Origin of the sequence: Cupriavidus sp. HPC(L) (genome assembly GCF_000307735.3) — a bacterium.
Classification (GTDB): domain Bacteria; phylum Pseudomonadota; class Gammaproteobacteria; order Burkholderiales; family Burkholderiaceae; genus Cupriavidus.
Genome location: NZ_AMPR02000223.1, coordinates 39,952 through 60,008 on the forward strand (window position 1 = coordinate 39,952; position 20,057 = coordinate 60,008).

16 protein-coding genes are annotated in these 20,057 nt (G+C 68.9%); 10 read left to right on the forward strand and 6 right to left on the reverse strand.

Annotated elements, in window-relative coordinates; all coding sequences use genetic code 11:
* Nucleotides 1-11 precede the first annotated feature (11 nt).
* Genes B551_RS13575 through B551_RS13585 form a run of 3 tightly spaced genes read left to right on the forward strand, consistent with a single transcriptional unit; the run spans nucleotide 12 to nucleotide 4,193 of the window.
* Nucleotides 12-767: a LamB/YcsF family protein gene (locus tag B551_RS13575; protein WP_006578162.1), complete on the forward strand. Its 756-nt coding sequence runs from the start codon at nucleotides 12-14 to the stop codon at nucleotides 765-767.
* A gap of 25 nt (nucleotides 768-792) precedes the next feature.
* Nucleotides 793-2,430, forward strand: a complete 1,638-nt coding sequence (gene pxpB / locus B551_RS13580) for a 5-oxoprolinase subunit PxpB (RefSeq protein WP_006578161.1) — start codon at nucleotides 793-795, stop codon at nucleotides 2,428-2,430.
* 26 nt (nucleotides 2,431-2,456) lie between these two features.
* Nucleotides 2,457-4,193: a biotin carboxylase N-terminal domain-containing protein gene (locus tag B551_RS13585; protein ID WP_006578160.1), complete on the forward strand. Its 1,737-nt coding sequence runs from the start codon at nucleotides 2,457-2,459 to the stop codon at nucleotides 4,191-4,193.
* A gap of 30 nt (nucleotides 4,194-4,223) precedes the next feature.
* On the opposite strand, the gene B551_RS13590 is transcribed toward B551_RS13585, so the two are convergent.
* Together B551_RS13590 and B551_RS13595 are read right to left on the reverse strand one after the other, a co-directional pair.
* Nucleotides 4,224-5,174, reverse strand: coding sequence for a TIGR03571 family LLM class oxidoreductase (locus tag B551_RS13590; RefSeq protein WP_006578159.1), 951 nt, complete (start codon nucleotides 5,172-5,174; stop codon nucleotides 4,224-4,226).
* Nucleotides 5,175-5,238: 64 nt separating this feature from the next.
* Complete coding sequence (locus B551_RS13595) at nucleotides 5,239-6,363, reverse strand: alkene reductase (protein WP_006578158.1); 1,125 nt, start codon at nucleotides 6,361-6,363, stop codon at nucleotides 5,239-5,241.
* 243 nt (nucleotides 6,364-6,606) lie between these two features.
* Between B551_RS13595 and B551_RS13600 the strand changes: the two genes are divergently transcribed.
* Nucleotides 6,607-8,349 carry an ABC transporter ATP-binding protein gene (locus tag B551_RS13600; RefSeq protein WP_023264312.1) on the forward strand — a complete coding sequence of 581 codons (1,743 nt, stop codon included), beginning with the start codon at nucleotides 6,607-6,609 and terminating at the stop codon, nucleotides 8,347-8,349.
* A gap of 6 nt (nucleotides 8,350-8,355) precedes the next feature.
* Here the strand turns inward: B551_RS13600 and B551_RS13605 are convergent, their stop codons facing one another.
* Nucleotides 8,356-8,892: a helix-turn-helix domain-containing protein gene (locus B551_RS13605; RefSeq protein ID WP_253281355.1), complete on the reverse strand. Its 537-nt coding sequence runs from the start codon at nucleotides 8,890-8,892 to the stop codon at nucleotides 8,356-8,358.
* Nucleotides 8,893-8,947: 55 nt separating this feature from the next.
* On the opposite strand from B551_RS13605, the gene B551_RS13610 reads away from it, so the two are divergent.
* Both B551_RS13610 and B551_RS13615 read left to right on the forward strand, forming a co-directional pair.
* Nucleotides 8,948-9,817, forward strand: coding sequence for a class I SAM-dependent methyltransferase (locus B551_RS13610; protein ID WP_043439585.1), 870 nt, complete (start codon nucleotides 8,948-8,950; stop codon nucleotides 9,815-9,817).
* Nucleotides 9,810-10,328: a DUF2938 domain-containing protein gene (locus B551_RS13615; RefSeq protein WP_006576972.1), complete on the forward strand. Its 519-nt coding sequence runs from the start codon at nucleotides 9,810-9,812 to the stop codon at nucleotides 10,326-10,328. Before B551_RS13610 ends, B551_RS13615 begins: the two co-directional genes overlap by 8 nt.
* Before the next feature lie 27 nt (nucleotides 10,329-10,355).
* Here the strand turns inward: B551_RS13615 and B551_RS13620 are convergent, their stop codons facing one another.
* Nucleotides 10,356-10,928, reverse strand: coding sequence for a TetR/AcrR family transcriptional regulator (locus tag B551_RS13620; protein ID WP_006576971.1), 573 nt, complete (start codon nucleotides 10,926-10,928; stop codon nucleotides 10,356-10,358).
* Between the two features lie 184 nt (nucleotides 10,929-11,112).
* On the opposite strand from B551_RS13620, the gene B551_RS13625 reads away from it, so the two are divergent.
* The 4 genes from B551_RS13625 to B551_RS13640 all read left to right on the forward strand — a co-directional run bounded on the left by B551_RS13625 (nucleotide 11,113) and on the right by B551_RS13640 (nucleotide 18,172).
* A complete protein-coding gene (locus tag B551_RS13625; protein ID WP_023264314.1) occupies nucleotides 11,113-12,306 on the forward strand; it encodes an efflux RND transporter periplasmic adaptor subunit in 1,194 nt (397 codons plus the stop codon).
* A 35-nt stretch (nucleotides 12,307-12,341) separates the two neighbouring features.
* Nucleotides 12,342-15,509 carry an efflux RND transporter permease subunit gene (locus B551_RS13630; RefSeq protein WP_043439587.1) on the forward strand — a complete coding sequence of 1,056 codons (3,168 nt, stop codon included), beginning with the start codon at nucleotides 12,342-12,344 and terminating at the stop codon, nucleotides 15,507-15,509.
* Entirely contained in the window at nucleotides 15,506-17,005 is a 1,500-nt protein-coding gene (locus B551_RS13635) for an efflux transporter outer membrane subunit (RefSeq protein WP_052511367.1), read from the forward strand. Before B551_RS13630 ends, B551_RS13635 begins: the two co-directional genes overlap by 4 nt.
* 153 nt (nucleotides 17,006-17,158) lie before the next feature.
* The gene (locus tag B551_RS13640; protein ID WP_006576967.1) at nucleotides 17,159-18,172 is read left to right on the forward strand and encodes a tripartite tricarboxylate transporter substrate binding protein; all 1,014 of its coding nucleotides are present in this window, start codon (nucleotides 17,159-17,161) and stop codon (nucleotides 18,170-18,172) included.
* 5 nt (nucleotides 18,173-18,177) lie between these two features.
* Here B551_RS13640 and B551_RS13645 read toward each other — a convergent pair whose 3' ends face one another.
* Nucleotides 18,178-19,329 carry a multidrug effflux MFS transporter gene (locus tag B551_RS13645; protein ID WP_006576966.1) on the reverse strand — a complete coding sequence of 384 codons (1,152 nt, stop codon included), beginning with the start codon at nucleotides 19,327-19,329 and terminating at the stop codon, nucleotides 18,178-18,180.
* A gap of 58 nt (nucleotides 19,330-19,387) precedes the next feature.
* Entirely contained in the window at nucleotides 19,388-19,864 is a 477-nt protein-coding gene (locus B551_RS13650) for a MarR family winged helix-turn-helix transcriptional regulator (RefSeq protein ID WP_006576965.1), read from the reverse strand.
* Between the last annotated feature and the right edge of the window lie 193 nt (nucleotides 19,865-20,057).

Genomic DNA, 20,057 nt, shown 5'->3' on the forward strand with positions numbered 1-20,057 from the left:
GGTCCGACGCCATGCAAATCGATCTGAACAGCGATCTCGGCGAGAGCTTCGGCGCCTGGCGCATGGGCAGCGATGCGGCGATGCTCGACGTCGTCAGCAGCGCCAACGTGGCCTGCGGCTTCCACGCCGGCGATCCGGCCGGCATCCTGCGGACGCTGAAGGCCGCCGCGGCGCGCGGTGTCGCGGTGGGCGCGCATGTGTCGTATCCCGACCTGCAGGGATTCGGCCGCCGCAACATGGACGTGGCGAGCGAGGACCTGATTGCCGACGTCATCTATCAGATCAGCGCGCTGGCCGGCATGGCGGCGACGGTCGGCACGACGGTGCGCTACGTCAAGCCGCATGGCGCGCTGTACAACACCATCGCCAGCGACGAGCGCCAGGCGCGCGACGTGATCGCAGCCATCCGCGCGGTCGACCCCGAACTGGTGCTGGTCGCGCTGGCCGGCTCGCCGCTGGTGGGCTGGGCGCGCGATGCCGGCCTGCGCGTCGTCGCCGAGGCCTTCGCCGATCGCGCCTATACGCCGCAGGGCACGCTGGTCTCCCGCCGCGAACCGGGCGCGGTGCTGCACGACGCCGGCGAGGTCGCACAGCGGATGTTGCGCCTGGTGCGGGAAGGCACGGTGGTCGCCATCGACGGCAGCGTGGCCCGCGTCGAGGCGCAGTCGATCTGCGTGCATGGCGACAGCGGGGGCGCGCTGGAGATGGCGCGCGCCGTGCGCGAGGCGCTGGAACGCGATGGCGTGAAGGTGTCCGCGTTCGCCTGAGCGCGGATCGCATCCGGAGATCATCTTGCGTTTCCTGCCCGTTTCCACGAATGCGCTGCTGGTCGAGCTGGCCGACCTGGAGCAGACGCTGGCGCTGCTGGCCTCGCTGCAGCGCGATCCGTTGCACGGCGTGGCCGAGCTGGTGCCGGCCGCGCGCACGATTCTCGTGCACTACCGCTCCTGGGCCACCAATGCCGCCGCGCTGGTCCGCGCGATCGCCGCGCGCAACCTGTCGCAGCGCGTCGAGCGCAGCCGCACGCTGATCGAGATCCCGGTCCGCTATGACGGCGACGACCTGGCCGAGGTCGCGCAGCGGCTTGGCATCACCACCGACGAGGTCGTGCGCCGCCATACCGGCAGCGAATACACGGTCGCGTTTACCGGCTTCGCGCCCGGCTTTGCCTATCTGAGCGGCGGCCATCCCTCGCTGGACGTGCCGCGCCGCCGTACGCCGCGCACGCGGATTCCGGCCGGGGCCGTGGGTCTGGCCGGGACCTTCAGCGGTGTCTATCCGAAGGCGAGCCCCGGCGGCTGGCAGATCATCGGCACCACGCCGGTGGCGATGTGGGATCTGGAGCGCGAGCCGCCGGCGCTGCTGCGGCCCGGATATCGGGTGCGCTTTGTCGATATCGCGACACTGGACGATGCCGCGCAGAGCCGCATGACGTCGCTGCACGACCCCGCACCCGCTTCAGGTGCGCAGGGCCCGGAGGGCTTGCAGGGCTCGCAACGCGAATCCGCCCGCGCCGCGGCGCTGAAGGTCAAGGGCACCGGATTGCAGACCGTATTCCAGGACCTCGGCCGCCACGGCCAGGCCGGGCAGGGCGTGTCGGCCTCGGGCGCATTGGACCAGACCGCACTGAGGATGGCCAACCGTCTGGTCGGCAATCGCAGCGACGTCGCCGCTCTGGAAACTGTCGGCGGCGGCTTGCGGCTGCAGAGCCGGGGCGAGACCGTGCTGGCCGTGACCGGTGCCGATGCGCCGCTGACCGTGCGGGCGGCCGATGGCCGCCAGTGGGGGGTGTCGACGCATCAGGCCGTGGCCCTGGCCGATGGCGACACGTTGAGCGTCGGCCAGCCGGTCGCCGGCGCCCGCTGTTATGTGGCGGTACGTGGTGGCTTTGCCATGGTGCCGGTGCTTGGCAGCTGCGCGACCGACACGTTGGCGGGCATCGGTCCCGCGCCGTTGGCCGTCGGCGATCGGCTGGGTGTCCTGCCCGCGCCGCCGGGCGCCGTGGTCGGCATGCCGGAAGAACCCGCGGCCGATCTGCCGACGGTCGAACAGGACGTGGTGCTCGACGTCGTGCTGGGCCCGCGCACCGACTGGTTCACCCCCGAGTCCGTCGCGCGGCTGGCCGCGCAGCGTTGGCAGGTCACGCCGCAGTCCAACCGCGTCGGCCTGCGGCTGGCCGGCGAGGTGCCGCTGGAACGCGCCGTCACCGGCGAACTGCCCAGCGAAGGCACCGCACTGGGCGCGTTGCAGGTGCCGCCCAGCGGGCAGCCGATCCTGTTCCTGGCCGACCATCCGCTGACCGGCGGCTATCCGGTGATCGGCGCCGTGGCGCCTCACCATCTGGACCGCGCCGGTCAGATTCCGGTCGGCGCCTGGCTGCGCTTCAACCCGATCGGCCCGTTCGAAGCACTGCACCCGTCTGCCGACTGAGCCGGCGCCTTTTACCGAAACTCGCGATGAAGAAAGTCCTGATTGCCAACCGCGGCGAGATTGCCGTCCGCATCATCCGCGCCTGCGCCGACTACGGTGTCGGCTCGGTGGCGGTGTATGCCAACGCCGATATCGACGCGATGCACGCGCGCCTGGCCGACGAGGCTTACGGCCTCGACGGCGACCGTCCCGCCGACACCTATCTGAACATCGCCAAGCTGCTCGACATCGCCCGCCGCAGCGGCGCCGATGCCGTGCATCCCGGCTACGGCTTCCTGTCCGAAAGCGAGGCCTTTGCCAGGGCCGTCATCGATGCCGGCCTGACCTGGATCGGCCCGTCGCCGGCCACGATCGCGCGGCTCGGCGACAAGGTCGAAGCGCGCAAGATCGCGCTGCGCGTCGGCGCACCGCTGGTCGCCGGCACGCCCGAACCGGTCGCCGACGCCAACGAGGTGCTGGCGTTTGCCGAGCAGCACGGCCTGCCGATCATCATCAAGGCGGCGTTCGGCGGCGGTGGCCGCGGCATGAAGATCGCCTGGCGCATGGACGAAGTCGAGGAACTCTATGCTTCGGCCGTCCGGGAGGCGGTCACCGCCTTCGGCCGCGGCGAGTGTTTCGTCGAGCAGTTCCTCGACAGGCCCCGCCATATCGAGGCGCAGGTCCTCGCCGATCGGCATGGCAATGTGGTCGTGCTCGGCACGCGCGACTGCTCGCTGCAGCGCCGGAACCAGAAGCTGGTCGAGGAGGCTCCGGCGCCGTTCCTCAGCGACGAACAACGCGAGCGCATCCACGCCGCGGCGCGCGACATCTGCGCGGCCGCGGAATACACCAGCGCCGGTACGGTGGAATTCCTGCTCAGCGCAAGCGGTGCGATCTCGTTCCTCGAGGTCAACACGCGGCTGCAGGTCGAACACCCGGTGACCGAACAGACCACCGGCGTCGACCTGGTGGTCGAGCAATTGCGTGTGGCCGATGGCCTGCCGCTGTCGATCACCGCAACGCCCGCGCCGCTCGGCCATGCGATCGAGTTCCGCATCAATGCCGAGGACGTGGGCCGCGGCTTCCTGCCCACGCCTGGAGCGGTGCGGCGCTTCGACGCGCCGTCCGGCCCGGGCGTGCGCGTCGATTCCGGCGTGCAGGCCGGCTCCGTGGTGCCGGGGACCTTCGATTCGCTGATGGCCAAGCTGATCGTGACCGGTGCCACGCGCGAACAGGCGCTGGCGCGTGCCCGCCGAGCGCTGCGCGAATTCCGCATCGAGGGCGTGGCGTCGGTGCTGCCGTTCCATCGCGCCGTGATCGATCATGCCGATTTCGTCGGCAGCGACGGCTTCAACGTCCATACGCGCTGGATCGAGTCGGACTTCGCCGAACCGCTGGCCGCGGCGGCGCGTGCCGAACCGCAGCAGGACGACGGCCTGCTGCGCACGGCTATCGAGGTCGACGGCCGCCGCATGGTGCTGGGCTTGCCGGCCCAACTGCTGCGCGGTCTGGCAGACGCGCCGGCCGGCTCCGCTGCCGAAGGTACCGCGGCGGCCCAGGTGTCCGCGAGCAACCCCGCCGAACTGCCGTCGCCGATCGCCGGCACGGTGCAGGCGTGGAAGGTCGCGCTCGGCGACGAGGTCAAGGAAGGCGATCTGATCGCCGTGATGGAAGCGATGAAGATGGAGATGCAGGTCCACGCGCATCGCGACGGACGTGTCGCGTGGCAGGCGGGCGCCGGGACGTTCCTGGCCGCGGGCGCGCGGCTGGCCGAGATTGCCTGAGCGGGCTTGCACGACCCGGCCGCGGTCGCGTCATGCCGCCTTTGCGTCGGTGACCGGCCGCTCGGCGTCCGCATGGAAATGCGGCAGCACGTAGGCGGCAATTTCCTCCATCGCGTCGCGTACCGGCCGCTGGTTGCGCCGGAAATGCAGGCCGACATGGTGGACGCCGGCCTCGCGCATCGCGTGCAGCTCCTCGATCAGGCCATGGCGGCCGACCGCACCGCCAAAGCGGTGCCGCTGCATCGGGGCATCCGGGTCGGCCAGCAAATCCAGATGGATGAAGCTGATGTACGGCTTGTCGCCGGCAACCTCGCGCCATAGCGCGCTGCGGCGGACATGGTCCTGCGGCGTCCCGGGATAGGCCAGCCAGCCGTCCATATGCTGTCCGGCCCAGCTCGGCGTCTGCTGCGCGAGACCGGCGACCAGCAAGGGCAGCGCGGTGGCGCGAGGCAATAACGCGATGCCGTTCGGCAGGCCGGCGGCGCCGTCGCGCAGCAGCGCCACGTGCTCGCGGAAGTGTTCGCCGCGCTTGTCGAAGTCGCGGCCGAAGATCGGATACTCCACGGGCCGATCGCCGCTGGCCACGCCGAGCAGCAGCCGGCCGTTGCTCAGCTGGTCGATCGTCGTCGCGGACTTCAGCGTCAGATGCGGGTCCCGCAGCGGCAGCACGATGGCCGCCGTGCCGAGCAGGATGCGCTCGGTGATGCCGGCCAGGTAGCCGAGATAGGAGAAGGCCTCGAAGACCTGCGCGGCGTCGCCGAAGTGCGGATCGTACAGCGGCACGTCGCGCACCCACAGCGCGCGAAAGCCGGCGCGATCCGCCAGCTGGGCCAGCGCGCGGTGCTCCGACAGATCCGGTTCACCCGGCAGGCGTCCGTCGCGCTGGCGCGCCACCTGGCCCGCCGGCGACCAGTCGTTGTCCAGGGGCAGCTCCACGCCGATGCTGAAGCCGCCTGCGGTCAGTGTGTCCAATGCCGACATGGCAGATCCTCCAGGCGGTCATGCGGACCCGCCTTCCATGCTGAGTCGAAGAAGGGCCGCCGCGTCAGGCGGCCACGCTCGCCGCGCTGACCGCGTATTTCGGGTAATCGGTATAGCCCGCGGCGCCACCGCCGAAGTAGTGGGCCCGATTGCCCGGGTTGAGCGGCAGGTCGTGGCGCAGGCGGTAGGGCAGGTCGGGATTGCCGATAAAGCTGCGGCCAAACCCGATCAGGTCGGCCCAGCCCCTGGCAAGCGCTTCCTCGGCGCGCGCCTTGTTGTAGTTGCCGGAATAGATCAGCGTGCCGGGATAGACCTCGCGCAGCGCCTCCTTGAACGCGGCCGGCATCACCGGCGCGTCTTCCCAGTCGGCCTCGGCGATGTGGATGTACGCGACGCCGATCTTGCCGAGCGCGTGGGCGGCCGCCAGATAGGTGGCCTCGGGCGTGTCGTCGACCGCGCCCTGCAGCGTCGTCAGCGGGGCCAGGCGCACGCCGATGCGGTCCTTGCCGACGACATCGGTGACGGCCTGCGCGACCTCCTTCAGAAAGCGCAGCCGGTTGTGCAGCGAGCCGCCGTATTCGTCGGTGCGCGCGTTGGCCTGCGAATCGATGAACTGATTGATCAGGTAGCCGTTGGCCCCGTGCAGCTCGACGCCGTCGAAGCCAGCGTCCAGCGCGTTTCGCGCAGCTTGCGCGTAGTCGGCAACGATGCCGTGGATCTCGGGGACCGTCAGCGCGCGCGGCGCGGAGTGCTGCACCATCTCGCCGGCGCCGCCGGCCGGACCCTTGCCTTCCACATCGACGAATACCTTGACCCCTTCGGCCACCAGCGCGGACGACGACACGGGCGCCGCATTGCCCGGCTGCAGCGAGGTGTGCGACACGCGGCCGACGTGCCAGAGCTGGGCGAACATGATGCCGCCGGCGGCGTGCACCGCGTCGGTGACCTTGCGCCAGCCGGCCACCTGTTCCGGCGTGTGGATGCCCGGCGTCCACGCGTAGCCCTGGCCCTGCTGGCTGATCTGCGTGCCTTCGGAAATGATCAGGCCGGCCGAGGCGCGCTGCCCGTAGTACTCGGCCATCAGGCCGGTCGCCACGCCGCCATCGCCGGCGCGCGAACGCGTCATCGGCGGCATCACGATACGGTTTTCGGTGGTCAGATTGCCAAGGCGATAGGGTGTAAACAGCATGGGTTCCTCTCGGTTACGGTTGCGGATCGGCGTGGCGGTCGGCCATGCCAATGCCGCGATGAGGCCATTGTGGGCAACGCGTCCGTTCGAAAAAACCCGGTGACCGGCAAATGATTCTTGCGCCGGGGTCAAGGGTCATGCGTGCTTCGGCAAATGCGCGGCGGTATCCTTCGTCCGGGCCGCCGATCAGGCGGCGTCGCATCTGAAGACCTTGAAGACACCGAACAAGACGATGAGGACTGCATGACGGAGTCGAACTCCACCGCCCGACCACCGGCCATCGGCCTCGCAGGCGCGGCGCGCGACCTGTATCGCGCGCTGTGGCGTCATGCGAGCGGCGTGCGGCTTCATTTGATCGGCGCCACGGCGCTGCTCGCCGCCGCGCAGCTGCTGCGGCTGACGATGCCATGGCTGGCCGCCCAGGCGATCAACGCGCTGCAGCAGGACAGCCTCGCCACGGCCGGCCGCTGGATTCTTTATCTGATCGGCGTCTATCTGCTTTCCTGGCTGCTGCACGGCCCGGGCCGCGTGCTCGAGCGCAACGTCGGGGTGCGCGTACGCGAGCGGCTGGGCGATCAACTCTATGCGCGCATCGCCGCGGCGCCGCTGGCCTGGCGCGATGGCCGGCATTCGGGCGAGTTGCAGCACCGCGTGGTGCAATCCAGCCGCGCGCTGTCGGACTTCGCGCAGAACCAGTTCGTCTACCTGCAGAACGCTTTCAATTTCGTCGGTCCGCTGGTCGCGCTGACGCTGCTGTCGCGCACCAGCGGCCTGATCGCCGTCACCGGCTACGTGGTGATCGCGCTGATCATCTTGCGCTTCGACCGCACGCTGATGCAGCTGGCCCGCGCCGAGAACGATGCCGAGCGCCGCTATGCCGCCGCCTTGCTCGACTTTGTCGGCAACGCCGGTACGGTGATCGGGCTGCGCCTGCAGGCGGCCTCGCGCAAGCTGCTCGGCCGCAGGATGGCGGCCGTGATGGCACCGCTGCGCCGTGCGGTCATGGTCAACGAAGGCAAGTGGTTCGCCGTGGACCTGCTCGGCATGGGACTGACCTGGATCCTGGTGGTGATGTACGTGCTGCAGGAGCGCTCGCCGGGGCAGGCGGTGGCGCTGGGTACCGTCTTCATGATCTACCAGTACGCGCAGCAGGCCGCCTCGGTCGTCGGTTCGATGGCCGCGAACTTCCAGAGCTTCGCGCGGATGCACACCGACTACGGCAGCGCCGAGCCGATCTGGGACGCCCCCGGCGATCCGGACGCCGTGGTGCCGGCCGTGGTGCCCGATGCGCCGTGGCAAACGCTGGAATTGCGCGGCGCCACCGTGCACTACGCCGACGGTTCGCGCGGTGGACTGCACGGCATCGACCTGGTGCTGCGGCGGGGCGCGCGCGTGGCCCTGATCGGCCCGAGCGGCGGAGGCAAGAGCACGCTGCTGCGGACGCTCGCCGGTCTCTATCATCCGCAGCACGGCGAACTGCGGCGCGACGGCGCGGCGGTCGGCTGGACGGAGCTGCGTACGCTGGCGACGCTGATTCCGCAGGAGGCCGAGGTATTCGAGGCGAGCGTCGAGGAGAATCTGACCTTCGGCCTGCCGGTCGATGCGTCGGCGCTGGGCGGCGCCGTGCATACGGGCGGATTCGACGAGGTATTGCACCGCCTTCCCGATGGCCTCGCCAGCGCCATCAACGAGCGCGGCGGCAACCTGTCCGGCGGTCAGCGGCAGCGGCTGGCACTGGCCCGCGGCGCGCTCGCGGCGCAGGGAAGCTCGCTGCTGCTGCTCGACGAGCCGACCAGCGCGCTCGACCCGCAGGCCGAGGCTCGCGTGTTCGACCGCATGCACGCCGCCTTTCCTTCGGCCTGCATCGTCGCCTCGGTCCATCGGCCGAGCCTGCTCGCGCGCTTCGATTCGATCGTCGTGATGGAAGGGGGAAAGGTCGTCGATGCCGGGCCGCGCGACGAGGTGCTGGCCAGGCGGGCGCATTGAATCGATTCAAGCATCGTTCCGGCGCCCGGACGTCCGGGGTTTAGCGATCCCCGTTCGCATGGCGGCGGCCCGCCCGCGCGCCGGACCTTCCGTCGTGCTGCCCCCCAGCGCACCGGCCGCCGCCGCGCGCAGCATGCGCCGGAACGTCGGACACTCCAGGTGGCTCGGCGCCGGGCACACCGCGGCATGCCGCAGCCCATCGCGCATCGCGGTCAGCCGGCGAATCGTGCGATCAAGCTCGTCGGCCTTGGCGGCGAGCCGTGCGCGGTCGATCCGTGGCCGGCCGTCGCTGGCGAACATCAGCGCGATCTCGCCGAGCGAGAACCCCGCGGCACGGCCCAGCGCGATCAGTGCCAGCCGGTCCAGCACCGCCGGCTCGAACAGCCGGCGCAATCCGCGCCTGCCGACCGACGCGATCAGTCCCTTTTCCTCATAGAAGCGCAGCGTGGAGGCGGGAACGCCAGATCGTTGCGCCACTTCTGCAATGTCCATGTCCGCAGCCCTTGACTTCAAGTTGACTTGAAGTGCCATGATGGCTCGCATGGACGATCAATGCAACGATCGATGCAACGGTCAATGCAACTGCGAGGAGCCGACGATGGACGGAAAACGGCAGGCTTACGACGAACAGGCTGCACTATGGAACGGTGCGGCCGGACAGGGATGGGTAACGGCGCAGCACGTGCTGGACCGGATGTTCGAGCCGATGGAGGCGCTGCTCGTGCAGGCCGTCCGCGACAGCGGCGGCACCGAGGTGCTGGACGTCGGCTGCGGCACCGGCGCCACCACGCTCGCCGTCGCGCGCGACCTGGGCGAGCGCGGGCGGTGCACCGGCATCGACCTGTCGGAGCCGATGATCGAAGCGGCCCGGCATCGCGCCAAGCGGGAGGGCGCCACGGCGCGCTTCCTCTGCGCGGATGCGCAGCGATACGCGTTCCCGCGGGCGAGCTTCGATACGGTGATCTCGCGGATCGGTGTGATGTTCTTCGACGATCCCGTCGCCGCCTTCGCCAATCTGCGCCGCGCCGCGCGCGACGGTGCCGCACTGCGCTTCATTGCCTGGCGCGGCGCTGACGAGAACCGATTCATGACGACCGCGGAGAAGGCGGCCGCGCCGTTGCTGCCCGCGCTGCCGGCGCGCGCATCCGACGGGCCCGGGCAATTCGCGTTTGCCGATGCCGACAAGGTCGGCGGCATCCTGTCGGCCGCCGGATGGGCCGGTATCGGCATCCGTCCGGTCGATCTGGCATGCACCTTTGCCGCGAGCGAACTGCAGCGATACGTAACCAGCGTGGGGCCGCTGGGGCGAGTGTTCGGGACGCTGGATGCCAACGTGCGGGACACCGTCGTCGCGACGGTGCTGCGGGCCTTCGCACCCTACGTCGACGGCGGCGAGGTCCGGTTTACCTCGGCGTGCTGGATGGTCGAGGCGACGGCGGGCGCGCGCGAGGAGCACGGCCATGCATGACAAGCTGCCGCTGCTGGCCGTCGCCATCGGCGCCGGCGCAACGCTGACGATGGACCTTTGGGCCGAGATTCAACGGGTCGGGCTCGGCATGAAGCCGCTGGACTACGGCATGGTTGGCCGTTGGCTGGGCCATATGCCACGCGGCCGTTTTCGACACGAGGCAATCGGTCAGGCGCCGGCGATTCCGGCCGAACGCTGGATCGGCTGGACTGCGCACTACGTGACCGGCATCCTGTTCGCGGCGGCGCTGCTGGCCATCTGGGGACCGCAGTGGGCCTGCCGTCCGACCCTCGGCCCCGCGCTGATCGTCGGGCTCGCCAGCGTGGTGTTTCCCTTCCTGCTGATGCAACCCGGCATGGGCGCCGGCATCGCGGCCCGCCGCACGCCCAAGCCCGGCGTCGCCCGCTTGCGCAGCCTCGTCACCCATGCGGTATTCGGCCTTGGCCTGTACGCGTCGGCCCACGTGATGCTGTTGCTCGACGGGCTGCTGCCGGGCATCTGCGGGGGATGACGCCGACCGCGTCCTGACATTCGCCAATCAACCCGCCGTCGCGGCCACCCCGGCCCCCTGCAGGAAAGCCCGCTCTGCCAGACCCGCCAGCCCGGCGCGGGCAATCCGCCCGCGCCGCTCCCCGTCGAGCAGGCCGATCAGCACCGATGCCCAGATTTCGGTCAGTGCCTGCGCGGTAATGTCGATCCGAAACACACCTTGCTGCTGGCCGCGCAGAAAGAAGGCGTCCAGCTTGCCCTCCCAGTCGGTCTGCCAATCCGACGAGACGCCGGAAACCACCTCCCGCCAGTAATAGATCAGGAACGCCGCCACCTCGCGTTGCTCGATCATGTTCGCATTCAGGCGTCGCAGTGCGTCAAGGGGAGAGGGGTCGTCCAGTTCGGCGCACTGGACCACGTCGGCCAGCACGCGCACGCCATGGTCGATCAGGCGGGAAATCAGTTCGTCGCGTGTCCGGCAGAACCGGTACAGCGTCGCCTTGCTGATGCCGACGGCTTTTGCCAGGTCCTGCAGCGTGCCGCGCGGCTGGTCGACCAGCGCAAGCGCGAGCGCGGCCAGCAGGCGGCTGTTGTCTTCGTTCGATGCGGGGACGGCGGTCATGACAAGGTGAAATCCATTCTTTGTATCTCAAGAAGCACTTTCTGCGGCGTTTGCGGGGACGCAGCGCGTCGGTCCCGGATTATCCGGCAAAACAGGCAACTCCCATACCATATGAATCTTTATTGATTCATATGATGAATGAGCGTAGCATGCGCTCCTTTGCCGAACACTGAAGAAGGTAGACATGAATCACTTCCCAACGCGGGGATGGCGCACGCTGGCGGTAGCCGCCGCGGTCATCGTCACGGCGGCATGCGGCAATGCGGAACAGGCGGCCGCCCCGGCGGCGCCCTCGGTCGATGTGCTGACGGCGCAGCCGCGGCCGATGGCCGTCAGCAGCGAGCTGCCGGGCCGCATCGAGCCGGTTCGTGTCGCCGAGGTGCGGGCACGGGTCGCCGGCATCGTGCTCAAGCGCAACTTCAAGGAAGGCAGCGACGTCAAGGCCGGCGATCCGCTGTTCCAGATCGATCCGGCCCCGTTGCAGGCGGCGCTGTCGCGCGCCGAAGGCGAGTTGGCGCGTGCCGAGGCGGTACTGGCCGACGCCGACGCGGTGGTGCGCCGCTATGCGCCGCTGGTCGAGATCGAGGCGGTCAGCCGGCAGGATTTCGATGCGGCGCAGGCCACGCTCAAGAGCGCGCGGGCCGCCCGCCGCAGCGCGGCCGCCGAAGTCAAAACCGCGCGGCTCAATCTCGAGTATGCAACGGTGCGGGCGCCGATTTCCGGCCGGATCGGCCGCGCGCTGGTCACCGAAGGCGCGCTGGTCGGGCAGGGCGAGGCGACGCCGATGGCGACCATCCAGCAGCTCGACCCGGTCTACGTCGACTTCAAGCAGCCGGTCGCCGATGTGCTGCGCATGCGTGAGGCGCTGGAGCAGGGCCGGCTGCAGCGGGAGCCGGAAGGCGGTGTGCCGATCGTCGTGACCATCGAAGGCACCGACAAGAAGCGCGAAGGGCGGCTGCTGTTCTCGGACATCTCGGTCGAGCGCGGCACCGGACAGGTGTCGCTGCGCGGCCAGTTGCCCAATGCCGACAGCCTGCTGCTGCCGGGCATGTACGTACGCGTGCATGTCACGCACGCGGTCGATCCCGCCGCGATGCTGGTGCCGCAGCGGGCGGTGCGCCGCAGTCCCGACGGCAAGGCCCAGTTGCTGGTCGTCGGCAAGGGCGACGTGGCGGAGACCCGCCAGGTCCGCACCGGCCCGATGCAGGGCGCCGAGTGGCAGATCCTCGAGGGCGTGAAGCCGGGCGACCGCATCGTGGTCGGCGGCGAAGCCAGTCCCGGGCAGAAGGTCACCATCGCCCCCGCGGCGCCAGCCAGGCAGACCGGGGAAGCCGGACAGTCCGGCCCCTCGAACCCTCCTGCGGCGGAACGAGGCTAGGCGCGCAGGCGCCGCGCCACTGAACAGACATCATGCTGCCAAGATTCTTCATTCATCGCCCCAACTTTGCCTGGGTGCTGGCGATCTTCATCGTGCTGGCGGGCCTGCTCGCGATGCCGTCGTTGCCGGTGTCGCAATATCCCACCGTCGCGCCGCCGCAGATCGCCATCTCGGCGGTCTACCCGGGCGCGTCCGCGACCACGCTGGTCGATTCGGTGACCAGCGTCATCGAGGAGGAACTGAACGGCGCCAAGGGGATGCTGTACTACGACTCGTCCAGCAGCTCGGCCGGCATCGCGGAAATCACCGTGACGTTCGCACCGGGCGTCGATCCCGATCTGGCGCAGGTCGACGTGCAGAACCGGATCAAGCAGGCCGAGGCACGCCTGCCGGCCGCGGTCACCCGCCAGGGCCTGCGTACCGAGCAGGTCAGCGCGGGCTTCCTGCTGGTCTACTCGATCAACTTCAAGGGCGACGACGCCGGCAAGGACATGGTCACGCTGGCCGACTACGCGGCGCGCCGGATCAACAACGAGATCCGCCGCGTGCCGGGCGTCGGCAAGGTGCAGTTCTTCGGCGCCGAGGCCGCGATGCGCGTGTGGATCGACCCGCAGAAGCTGCTCGGCTTCGGCCTGTCGGTCGCCGATGTCAACGAGGCGATCGCCGCGCAGAACGTGCAGGTGCCCGCCGGCAGCTTCGGCAGCCCGCCGGGCAGCGCGGACCAGGAGCTCAGCGCGACCATCGCCGTCAAGGGCATGCTGACGACCACCGAGGAATTCGGCGCGATCGTGCTGCGCGCCAATCCCGACGGCTCGAAGGTGACGCTCGCCGACGTCGCGCGGCTCGAGGTCGGCCTGCAGGACTACAACTTCGACATGCTGACCAGCGGCAAGCGCGCGGTCGGCGCCGCGGTGCAACTGCGCCCGGGCGCGAACGCGCTGGAGACCGCCCGTGCGGTCCGCGCCAAGCTCGAGGAGTTGTCCAGGTCCTTCCCCGACGACATCGAGTACTCGGTCCCCTACGACACCTCGCGCTTCGTCGAGGTCGCGATCGAGAAGGTCATCCATACGCTGGTCGAAGCGGTGGTGCTGGTGTTCCTGGTGATGCTGCTGTTCCTGCAGAACCTGCGCTACACGCTGATTCCGACCATCGTCGTGCCGGTCTGCCTGGCCGGCACGCTGGCGGTGATGTATGCGATCGGCTTCTCCGTCAACATGATGACGATGTTCGGCATGGTGCTGGCAATCGGCATCCTGGTCGACGACGCCATCGTCGTGGTCGAGAACGTCGAGCGCATCATGGCCGAGGAAGGGCTCGGGCCTGTCGAGGCGACCGCCAAGGCGATGAGCCAGGTGTCGGGCGCCATCATCGGCATCACGCTGGTGCTGGCGGCGGTGTTCTTCCCGCTGGCCTTCATGTCAGGGTCGGTCGGCGTCATCTACCGGCAGTTCTCGCTGTCGCTGGCCGTGTCGATCCTGTTCTCGGGCTTTCTCGCGCTGACCTTGACGCCCGCGCTTTGCGCGACGCTGCTCAAGCCGATTGCGCAAGGCCATCATGAAGAGAAGCGCGGCTTCTTCGGCTGGTTCAACCGCCGGTTCAGCCGGCTGACCGAGCGTTTCACCGCGCTGAACTCGAAGCTGCTGCGCCGCGCCGGCCGCTGCATGATCGTCTACGGCATGGTGGTGGCGCTGCTGGCGCTGCTGTACACGCGGCTGCCGGAATCGTTCGTGCCCATCGAGGATCAGGGCTACTTCGTGGTCGACGTGCAACTGCCCCCGGGCGCGACCAACCAGCGCACCGAGGCCGTGGTCAAGGAACTGGAGAGCTGGCTGCTCGGCCGCAAGGCGATGGAGTCGACCACGATGGTGCTGGGCTTCAGCTTCTCGGGCAGCGGCCAGAACGCGGCGCTGGGCTTTCCGACGCTGACCGACTGGTCGGAGCGGGGCAGCGGCCAGCATGCCAGCGACGAGGTGGCCGCCTTCAACGCGCAGTTTGCGGGGCTGAAGGAGGCGCGCGTGATGGCGGTCGATCCGCCGCCGATCGAAGGGCTGGGCAATGCCAGCGGCTTCGCGCTGCGCCTGCAGGATCGCGGCGGCCTGGGACGCGCCGCGCTGGTGGCGGCGCGCGATACGCTGCTGAAGGAGGCCAGCGCCTCGCCGGTGCTGGCGTACGCGATGATGGAAGGTCTGGAGGACGCGCCGCAGCTTCGCCTCGATATCGATCGCGACAAGGCCGAGGCGCTGGGCGTCGGCTTCGAGGCGATCAATACCGCGATTTCCAGCGCCTATGGTTCCGCGACGGTGGCCGACTTCGCCAACGTCGGGCGGCTGCAGCGGGTCGTCGTGCAGGCCGACGTGCGCGACCGCATGACGCCCGAAGCGCTGCTGTCGCTGAACGTGCCGAACGTGCGCGGCGAACAGGTGCCGCTGAGCGCGTTCGCCACGCCAGAGTGGGAGATCGGGCCGGTGCAGGTGTCGCGCTACAACGGCTATCCGACGATCAAGATCATGGGCGACGCCGCGCCCGGTTTCAGTACCGGCGAGGCCATGGCCGAGATCGAACGGATCGCCGCCAGGCTGCCGGCAGGCATCGGCTACGAATGGACTGGGCTGTCGTACCAGGAACGGCAGGCCGGCGCGCAGGCGCCGCTGCTGCTCGGGTTGTCCTTCCTGGTGGTGTTCCTGCTGCTGGTCGCGCTGTACGAGAGCTGGGCGATTGCCGCCTCGGTGATGCTGATCGTGCCGATCGGTGCGCTGGGATCGGTGCTGGCGGTCAATGCCCTTGGCATGCCGAACGACGTCTATTTCAAGGTGGGGCTGATCACGATCATCGGTCTGGCGGCCAAGAACGCGATCCTGATCGTGGAATTCGCCAAGTCGCTGCGCGAGCAGGGCATGCCGCTGATCGACGCCGCGCTGGAGGCGTCGCGGCTGCGGTTCCGCCCGATCGTGATGACGTCGATGGCCTTCATTCTGGGCGTCGTGCCGCTGGCCATCGCGACCGGCGCCGGCGCGGCCAGCCAGCGCGCGATCGGCACGGGCGTGATCGGCGGCATGCTGACCGCGACTACGCTGGGTGTGGTGTTTGCCCCGGTGTTCTTTGTCTGGGTGCTGTCGCGCTTCAAGCGGTATCGGGACAATGCAGGGGACAACGCACGAACCACGACGCCGACTGCAACCACGACGACGGAGGGCGCGCAATGAAATCGATTCGATCCCGCACGACGTTGCCGTGCCTGCTGTTGAGCGTCACTGCAGCCCTGACCGGTTGCTCGTTGGCGCCGGTCTACGAGCGGCCGGCGGCGCCAGTGCCAACGCAATGGACGTCCGGCCCGATGACGCAGATGGCCGGGATGGCGGCCGGCGAAGCACAGGCAGCGCCCTCATCGGCCGCCGTGCTGCAATGGGACAGCTTCATCGTCGACGACAAGTTGCGCGAGCTGGTCGCGCTGGCGCTCGAGAACAATCGCGACCTGCGGCAGGCGGTGCTGAACATCGAGGCGGCGCGCGCGATGTATCGCGTGCAACGTGCCGACCGCGTCCCGGGGCTGCAGGCCGAGGCGGGCGGCACGCGGCAACGCGTGGCCGAGGACCTGCGCCAGCCGGGCATGGGCTCGGTCCAGCAGACGGTGCAGGCCGGCGTCGCAGTGCCGGCGTTCGAGCTCGACCTGTTCGGCCGCGTGCGCGACCTGTCCGAAGCCGCGCTGCGGGAATACTTCGCGACCGAGGAGGCCGCACGCAGCGCGCGGATCAGCCTGGTCGCCGAGGTCATCCAGGCGTATCTGGCGCGGGACAGCGCCCAGCGGCGCCATCTGCTGACCACGCAGACGCTGCAGACGCGCGAAGCGTCGCTGCGGCTGATTGCCCAGCGCCGCCAGGCCGGCACGGCCACCGCGCTCGATTTCTACGAGGCGAGCGGGCTGACCGACCAGGCGCGCGCCGACCTCGAACGGACCGACCGCGAGTTTCGCCAGGCCACCAATGCGCTCGCGCTGCTGGTCGGCGTGCCGGACATCGCCGCGCAATTGCCGCAGGCGCCGCGCGACGACGTGCTGCTGGTGCAGACACTGGCGCCCGGCACGCCGTCCGAGCTGCTGATTCACCGGCCGGACATCCTCGCCGCGGAACAGCGGCTGCGCGGACGCCATGCCGACATCGGCGCGGCACGCGCGGCGTTCTTTCCGCGCATCACGCTGACCGGCATGTTCGGCAGCGCCAGCGGCGAGTTGTCCAACCTGTTCGGCGCGGGCCAGACGGTATGGTCGTTCGCCCCGCAACTGACGCTGCCGATCTTCTCGGGGGGCCGCAATCTCGCGAACCTCGATCTTTCCCATGTGCGCAAGGACATCGCGGTGGCCAACTACGAGAAGACGATCCAGACCGCGTTCCGTGAAGTCTCGGACGCGCTGGCGGCGACCGACACGCTGCGCCGCGAAGAAGTGGCCCGCCGCGCCGTTGCGCAGACCAGCGAGCAGACGTTGCGGCTGTCCGAGGCGCGCTACCGCGCCGGGGTCGACGATCATCTGCGCTATCTGGAGGCGCAGCGCAGCCACTATGCCGCGCAAACGGCGCTGATCCACGTGGCCGCGCAGCGGCAAAGCGCGCTGGCCGCCCTGTTCAGGGCCCTCGGCGGCGGCTGGTCGAGCGAGCGGACGCAGGAGGCCGACGCGTCCACAGTGGGGCAACGTTCCCCGACATAGTGCTTCGGATGCCCCCTTGGGTAACACCTTGGGGATCCGTTTTGGGGCGGGCAGTGGCCTTAAGTTTTTCTTGGGAGACGGCAAATAAAGTCTTAATTTTCTTTATTTGAGCGGGCCAGTAACATCGGGCAACCATAAGAGGAGAAGCCTGCCATGCCCGCCGTTCGCAACACCGTTCGCAACACCGTTCGCAACCCCGTTCGCCGCCGTACCTTGCTCGCCGTCGCCGCGTTGTGCGCGATGCCTTCGCTGACAGTCGCCGCGGACAAGTACCCATCCAAGCCGATCCGCATGGTGGTTGCCTTCGCGGCGGGCGGGGCGAACGACACCATCGCCCGCATCCTGGCCAAGGAACTGCAGCAGAGCATGGGCCAGTCGGTCGTGGTCGAAAACCGCGGCGGCGCCGGCGGCCTGATCGGCGCCGACATGGTCGCCAAGGCGACGCCCGACGGCTACACGCTGCTGCTCGGCAGCGCCGGCGCGCAGACCATCATGCCGGCACTGACCCGCAAGATGCCCTACGATCCGCGCACCGGCCTGGCTCCGGTGTCGCTGGTTGCGGAGGCGGCCAATGTGCTGATGGTCAGGACCGGTCTGCCGTTCAACAACGTCAAGGAACTGCTGGCCGGCGCGAAGCAGAAGCCCGGCGCCTATACCTACGGCTCGTCGGGCAATGGCACCACGCTGCATGTCTCCGGTGCGCTGATGGAAAAGCTGGGCGGCATCGACCTGCTGCACATCCCTTACAAGGGCAACGGCCCCGCGATGAACGACCTGTACGCCGGCAACGTCGACATGGTGTTCGGCTCGGTCCCGGTGGCGATGGCGGCGCTGAAGACCGGCAAGGCGAAGATCCTGGCGGTCACCACGAAGAAGCGCATCCCGTCGCTGCCCAATGTGCCGACCATGGCCGAAGCCGGCGTGCCGGGCTACGACTTCTCCAGCTGGTACGGGCTGTTCACCACCGGCGGCACCGATCCGGCGATCGTCGAGCAATTGGCGCGCGAAACCGCCAAGGCGCTGGCCAAGCCCGACGTGGTCGCCGCGCTGGCGCAGCAGGGCGTCGAACCGGAGAGCAGCACGCCGGCGGCATTCCGCGCCCGCATCAACGACGAGCTGGTGCGCTGGGAGCGGGACGTCAAGACGATGAAGATCGCGGCGGAGTAAGACCGTCAGTCAGTATCGGCGCGCGCGGCGGCGCGGTATGCGCACAGCGCCGCGCCGGTGATCGCGATCTGCACGATGGCGCAGGCCGTCGCCGGCGTCGAACCGAATCCGACCAGCCTGGTGCCCAACGCGCCGATCGCCATTTGCCCGCAGCCGTAGAGGCCGGCGGCCGCGCCGGTCAATCCGGGCACCGCCGAGATCGAACGCGACAATGCCGCGGGGCTGGCCAGTCCCGCGCCGACCGTGAGCATGAAGGTGATGGCGATCAGCAGCGGGGCGGTGAGCCAGCCGCCAAGCTGCACCAGCAGCAACGCCGATGCCATCGACAGGCTCAGCCCCGCGCCGGCATTCAGGAAGACCTCCGGCCTGAGCTGGCCCGCCAGGCGCTTGGTGATCATCGTTCCCACACTGGCGCCGACGATCGTGACCGTGGCAAACCAGCCGATCTGCCAGACAGGCAGACCCAGCTGGTCATGGACGATGTACGGCGAGGTCGCCAGATACGGGTAGAGCGCGGTGGTCGAACAGGACCCGCCCACCATGAAGCCGAGATAGCGCCGATTGCGCAGCAGGCGGCCGTAGTCTCGCGCGATCGTGAACACCTGCAGCGATCGGCGCTCCGGATTCGTCTCGGGCAGCAGCCGCCAGGCGCAGTACACCATCACCCCGGCAATGGCGACCAGGAATACATAGATCGCACGCCAGCCGAACTGGTCCGCGAGAAACGATCCCACGACCGGCGACAGGCCCGGGCCTACCAGCGTCAGCAGGTTCAGCAGCGCCAGTTCGCTGGTCACACGGTCAGGCGCGGCGGTGTCGCGGACGATCGATCGGCCCAGCGTGATGCCCGCAGCGCCGCCGAGCGCCTGCGCCATCCGCGCGAACAGCAGCCAGGTCAGGGACGTTGCGAACAGGGCCAGGATGCTGGCGCACAGGTATAGAGCCAGCCCGATCAGCAGCGTGGGCCGCCGCCCGATCGTGTCCGAGACCGGCCCATAGATCAGTTGGCCAAAGGCCAGTCCCAATACGTAATACGTGATGGTCTGCTGCATGCCCGCGGTGCTGGCGTGCAGGTCGGTGCCGGCGAGCGGCAGCGCCGGCACGAAGATATGCATGGCCATGGTGCCGCTGAGCGTCACCAACACCAGCAACCACATCGGGGCACGGACGGAAGGGGGAATCGCTTGTTGTGAGGACTGCATGATCGGGGCCGCTTCAGACTTCGGTCAGGCGGCGTGCGATTTTCTCGAGGGCGGCACGGGTCGTGTGCAATTCTTCGGGCGACAGCGCCTGCAGGATCTGCGCTTCGATTTCCAGACTCTTGCCCAGCATGCGTTTGGCCATTGCCCGGCCTTTCGTCGTCAGGCGAATGCTCTTGGCGCGCCGGTCGGACTCGTCCGCCTCCCATTCGACCAGACCCATCTCGCGCAACTGCGACAACACCCTGACCAACGACGACTTGTCGAGCGCCAGGTATTCGGCGAGCTCGCCCTGGCGCATGCTCGGCGCCGACGATTCATAGAGCGCGACCAGCGGCGCACGCGAAGCATCGGTCAGCCCCAGCTCGCGAAAGCTCTGGTCGACGGCTTTTCGCCAGCGGCGATAAACGGCGCCGACCAGACGGCCGAGACGCGCGGGGGATTGTTCGACGGCGGAGGAATCGGGGGGCTGGGACGGCGGAATGGGTGGCATGCAAACTATTTTGCCGGGTAGATGGTTTGCATGTCAACCAACGCTATGGACGCGACCTTGAGGCTCAAGAGGCCGTGAGCGGCGTTTCGATAGGCGATAAGGCTTCAGGGAACGGCGAAAGGCATTTGATTTCCCGGTAAGCGATACCAAAATTACCGGTTTTACTTGTATCCCCCGATCTTTTACGCTGCTC

Bases quoted from the DNA above. Each gene is read 5' to 3' on its own strand.
- B551_RS13575 (WP_006578162.1), top strand. From the start codon at position 12: ATGCAAATCGATCTGAACAGCGATCTCGGCGAGAGCTTCGGCGCCTGG.
- B551_RS13585 (WP_006578160.1), top strand. From the start codon at position 2,457: ATGAAGAAAGTCCTGATTGCCAACCGCGGCGAGATTGCCGTCCGCATC.
- B551_RS13590 (WP_006578159.1), bottom strand. From the start codon at position 5,174: ATGTCGGCATTGGACACACTGACCGCAGGCGGCTTCAGCATCGGCGTG.
- B551_RS13595 (WP_006578158.1), bottom strand. From the start codon at position 6,363: ATGCTGTTTACACCCTATCGCCTTGGCAATCTGACCACCGAAAACCGT.
- B551_RS13600 (WP_023264312.1), top strand. From the start codon at position 6,607: ATGACGGAGTCGAACTCCACCGCCCGACCACCGGCCATCGGCCTCGCA.
- B551_RS13605 (WP_253281355.1), bottom strand. From the start codon at position 8,892: ATGCGAGCCATCATGGCACTTCAAGTCAACTTGAAGTCAAGGGCTGCG.
- B551_RS13610 (WP_043439585.1), top strand. From the start codon at position 8,948: ATGGACGGAAAACGGCAGGCTTACGACGAACAGGCTGCACTATGGAAC.
- B551_RS13615 (WP_006576972.1), top strand. From the start codon at position 9,810: ATGCATGACAAGCTGCCGCTGCTGGCCGTCGCCATCGGCGCCGGCGCA.
- B551_RS13620 (WP_006576971.1), bottom strand. From the start codon at position 10,928: ATGACCGCCGTCCCCGCATCGAACGAAGACAACAGCCGCCTGCTGGCC.
- B551_RS13625 (WP_023264314.1), top strand. From the start codon at position 11,113: ATGAATCACTTCCCAACGCGGGGATGGCGCACGCTGGCGGTAGCCGCC.
- B551_RS13635 (WP_052511367.1), top strand. From the start codon at position 15,506: ATGAAATCGATTCGATCCCGCACGACGTTGCCGTGCCTGCTGTTGAGC.
- B551_RS13640 (WP_006576967.1), top strand. From the start codon at position 17,159: ATGCCCGCCGTTCGCAACACCGTTCGCAACACCGTTCGCAACCCCGTT.
- B551_RS13645 (WP_006576966.1), bottom strand. From the start codon at position 19,329: ATGTGGTTGCTGGTGTTGGTGACGCTCAGCGGCACCATGGCCATGCAT.
- B551_RS13650 (WP_006576965.1), bottom strand. From the start codon at position 19,864: ATGCCACCCATTCCGCCGTCCCAGCCCCCCGATTCCTCCGCCGTCGAA.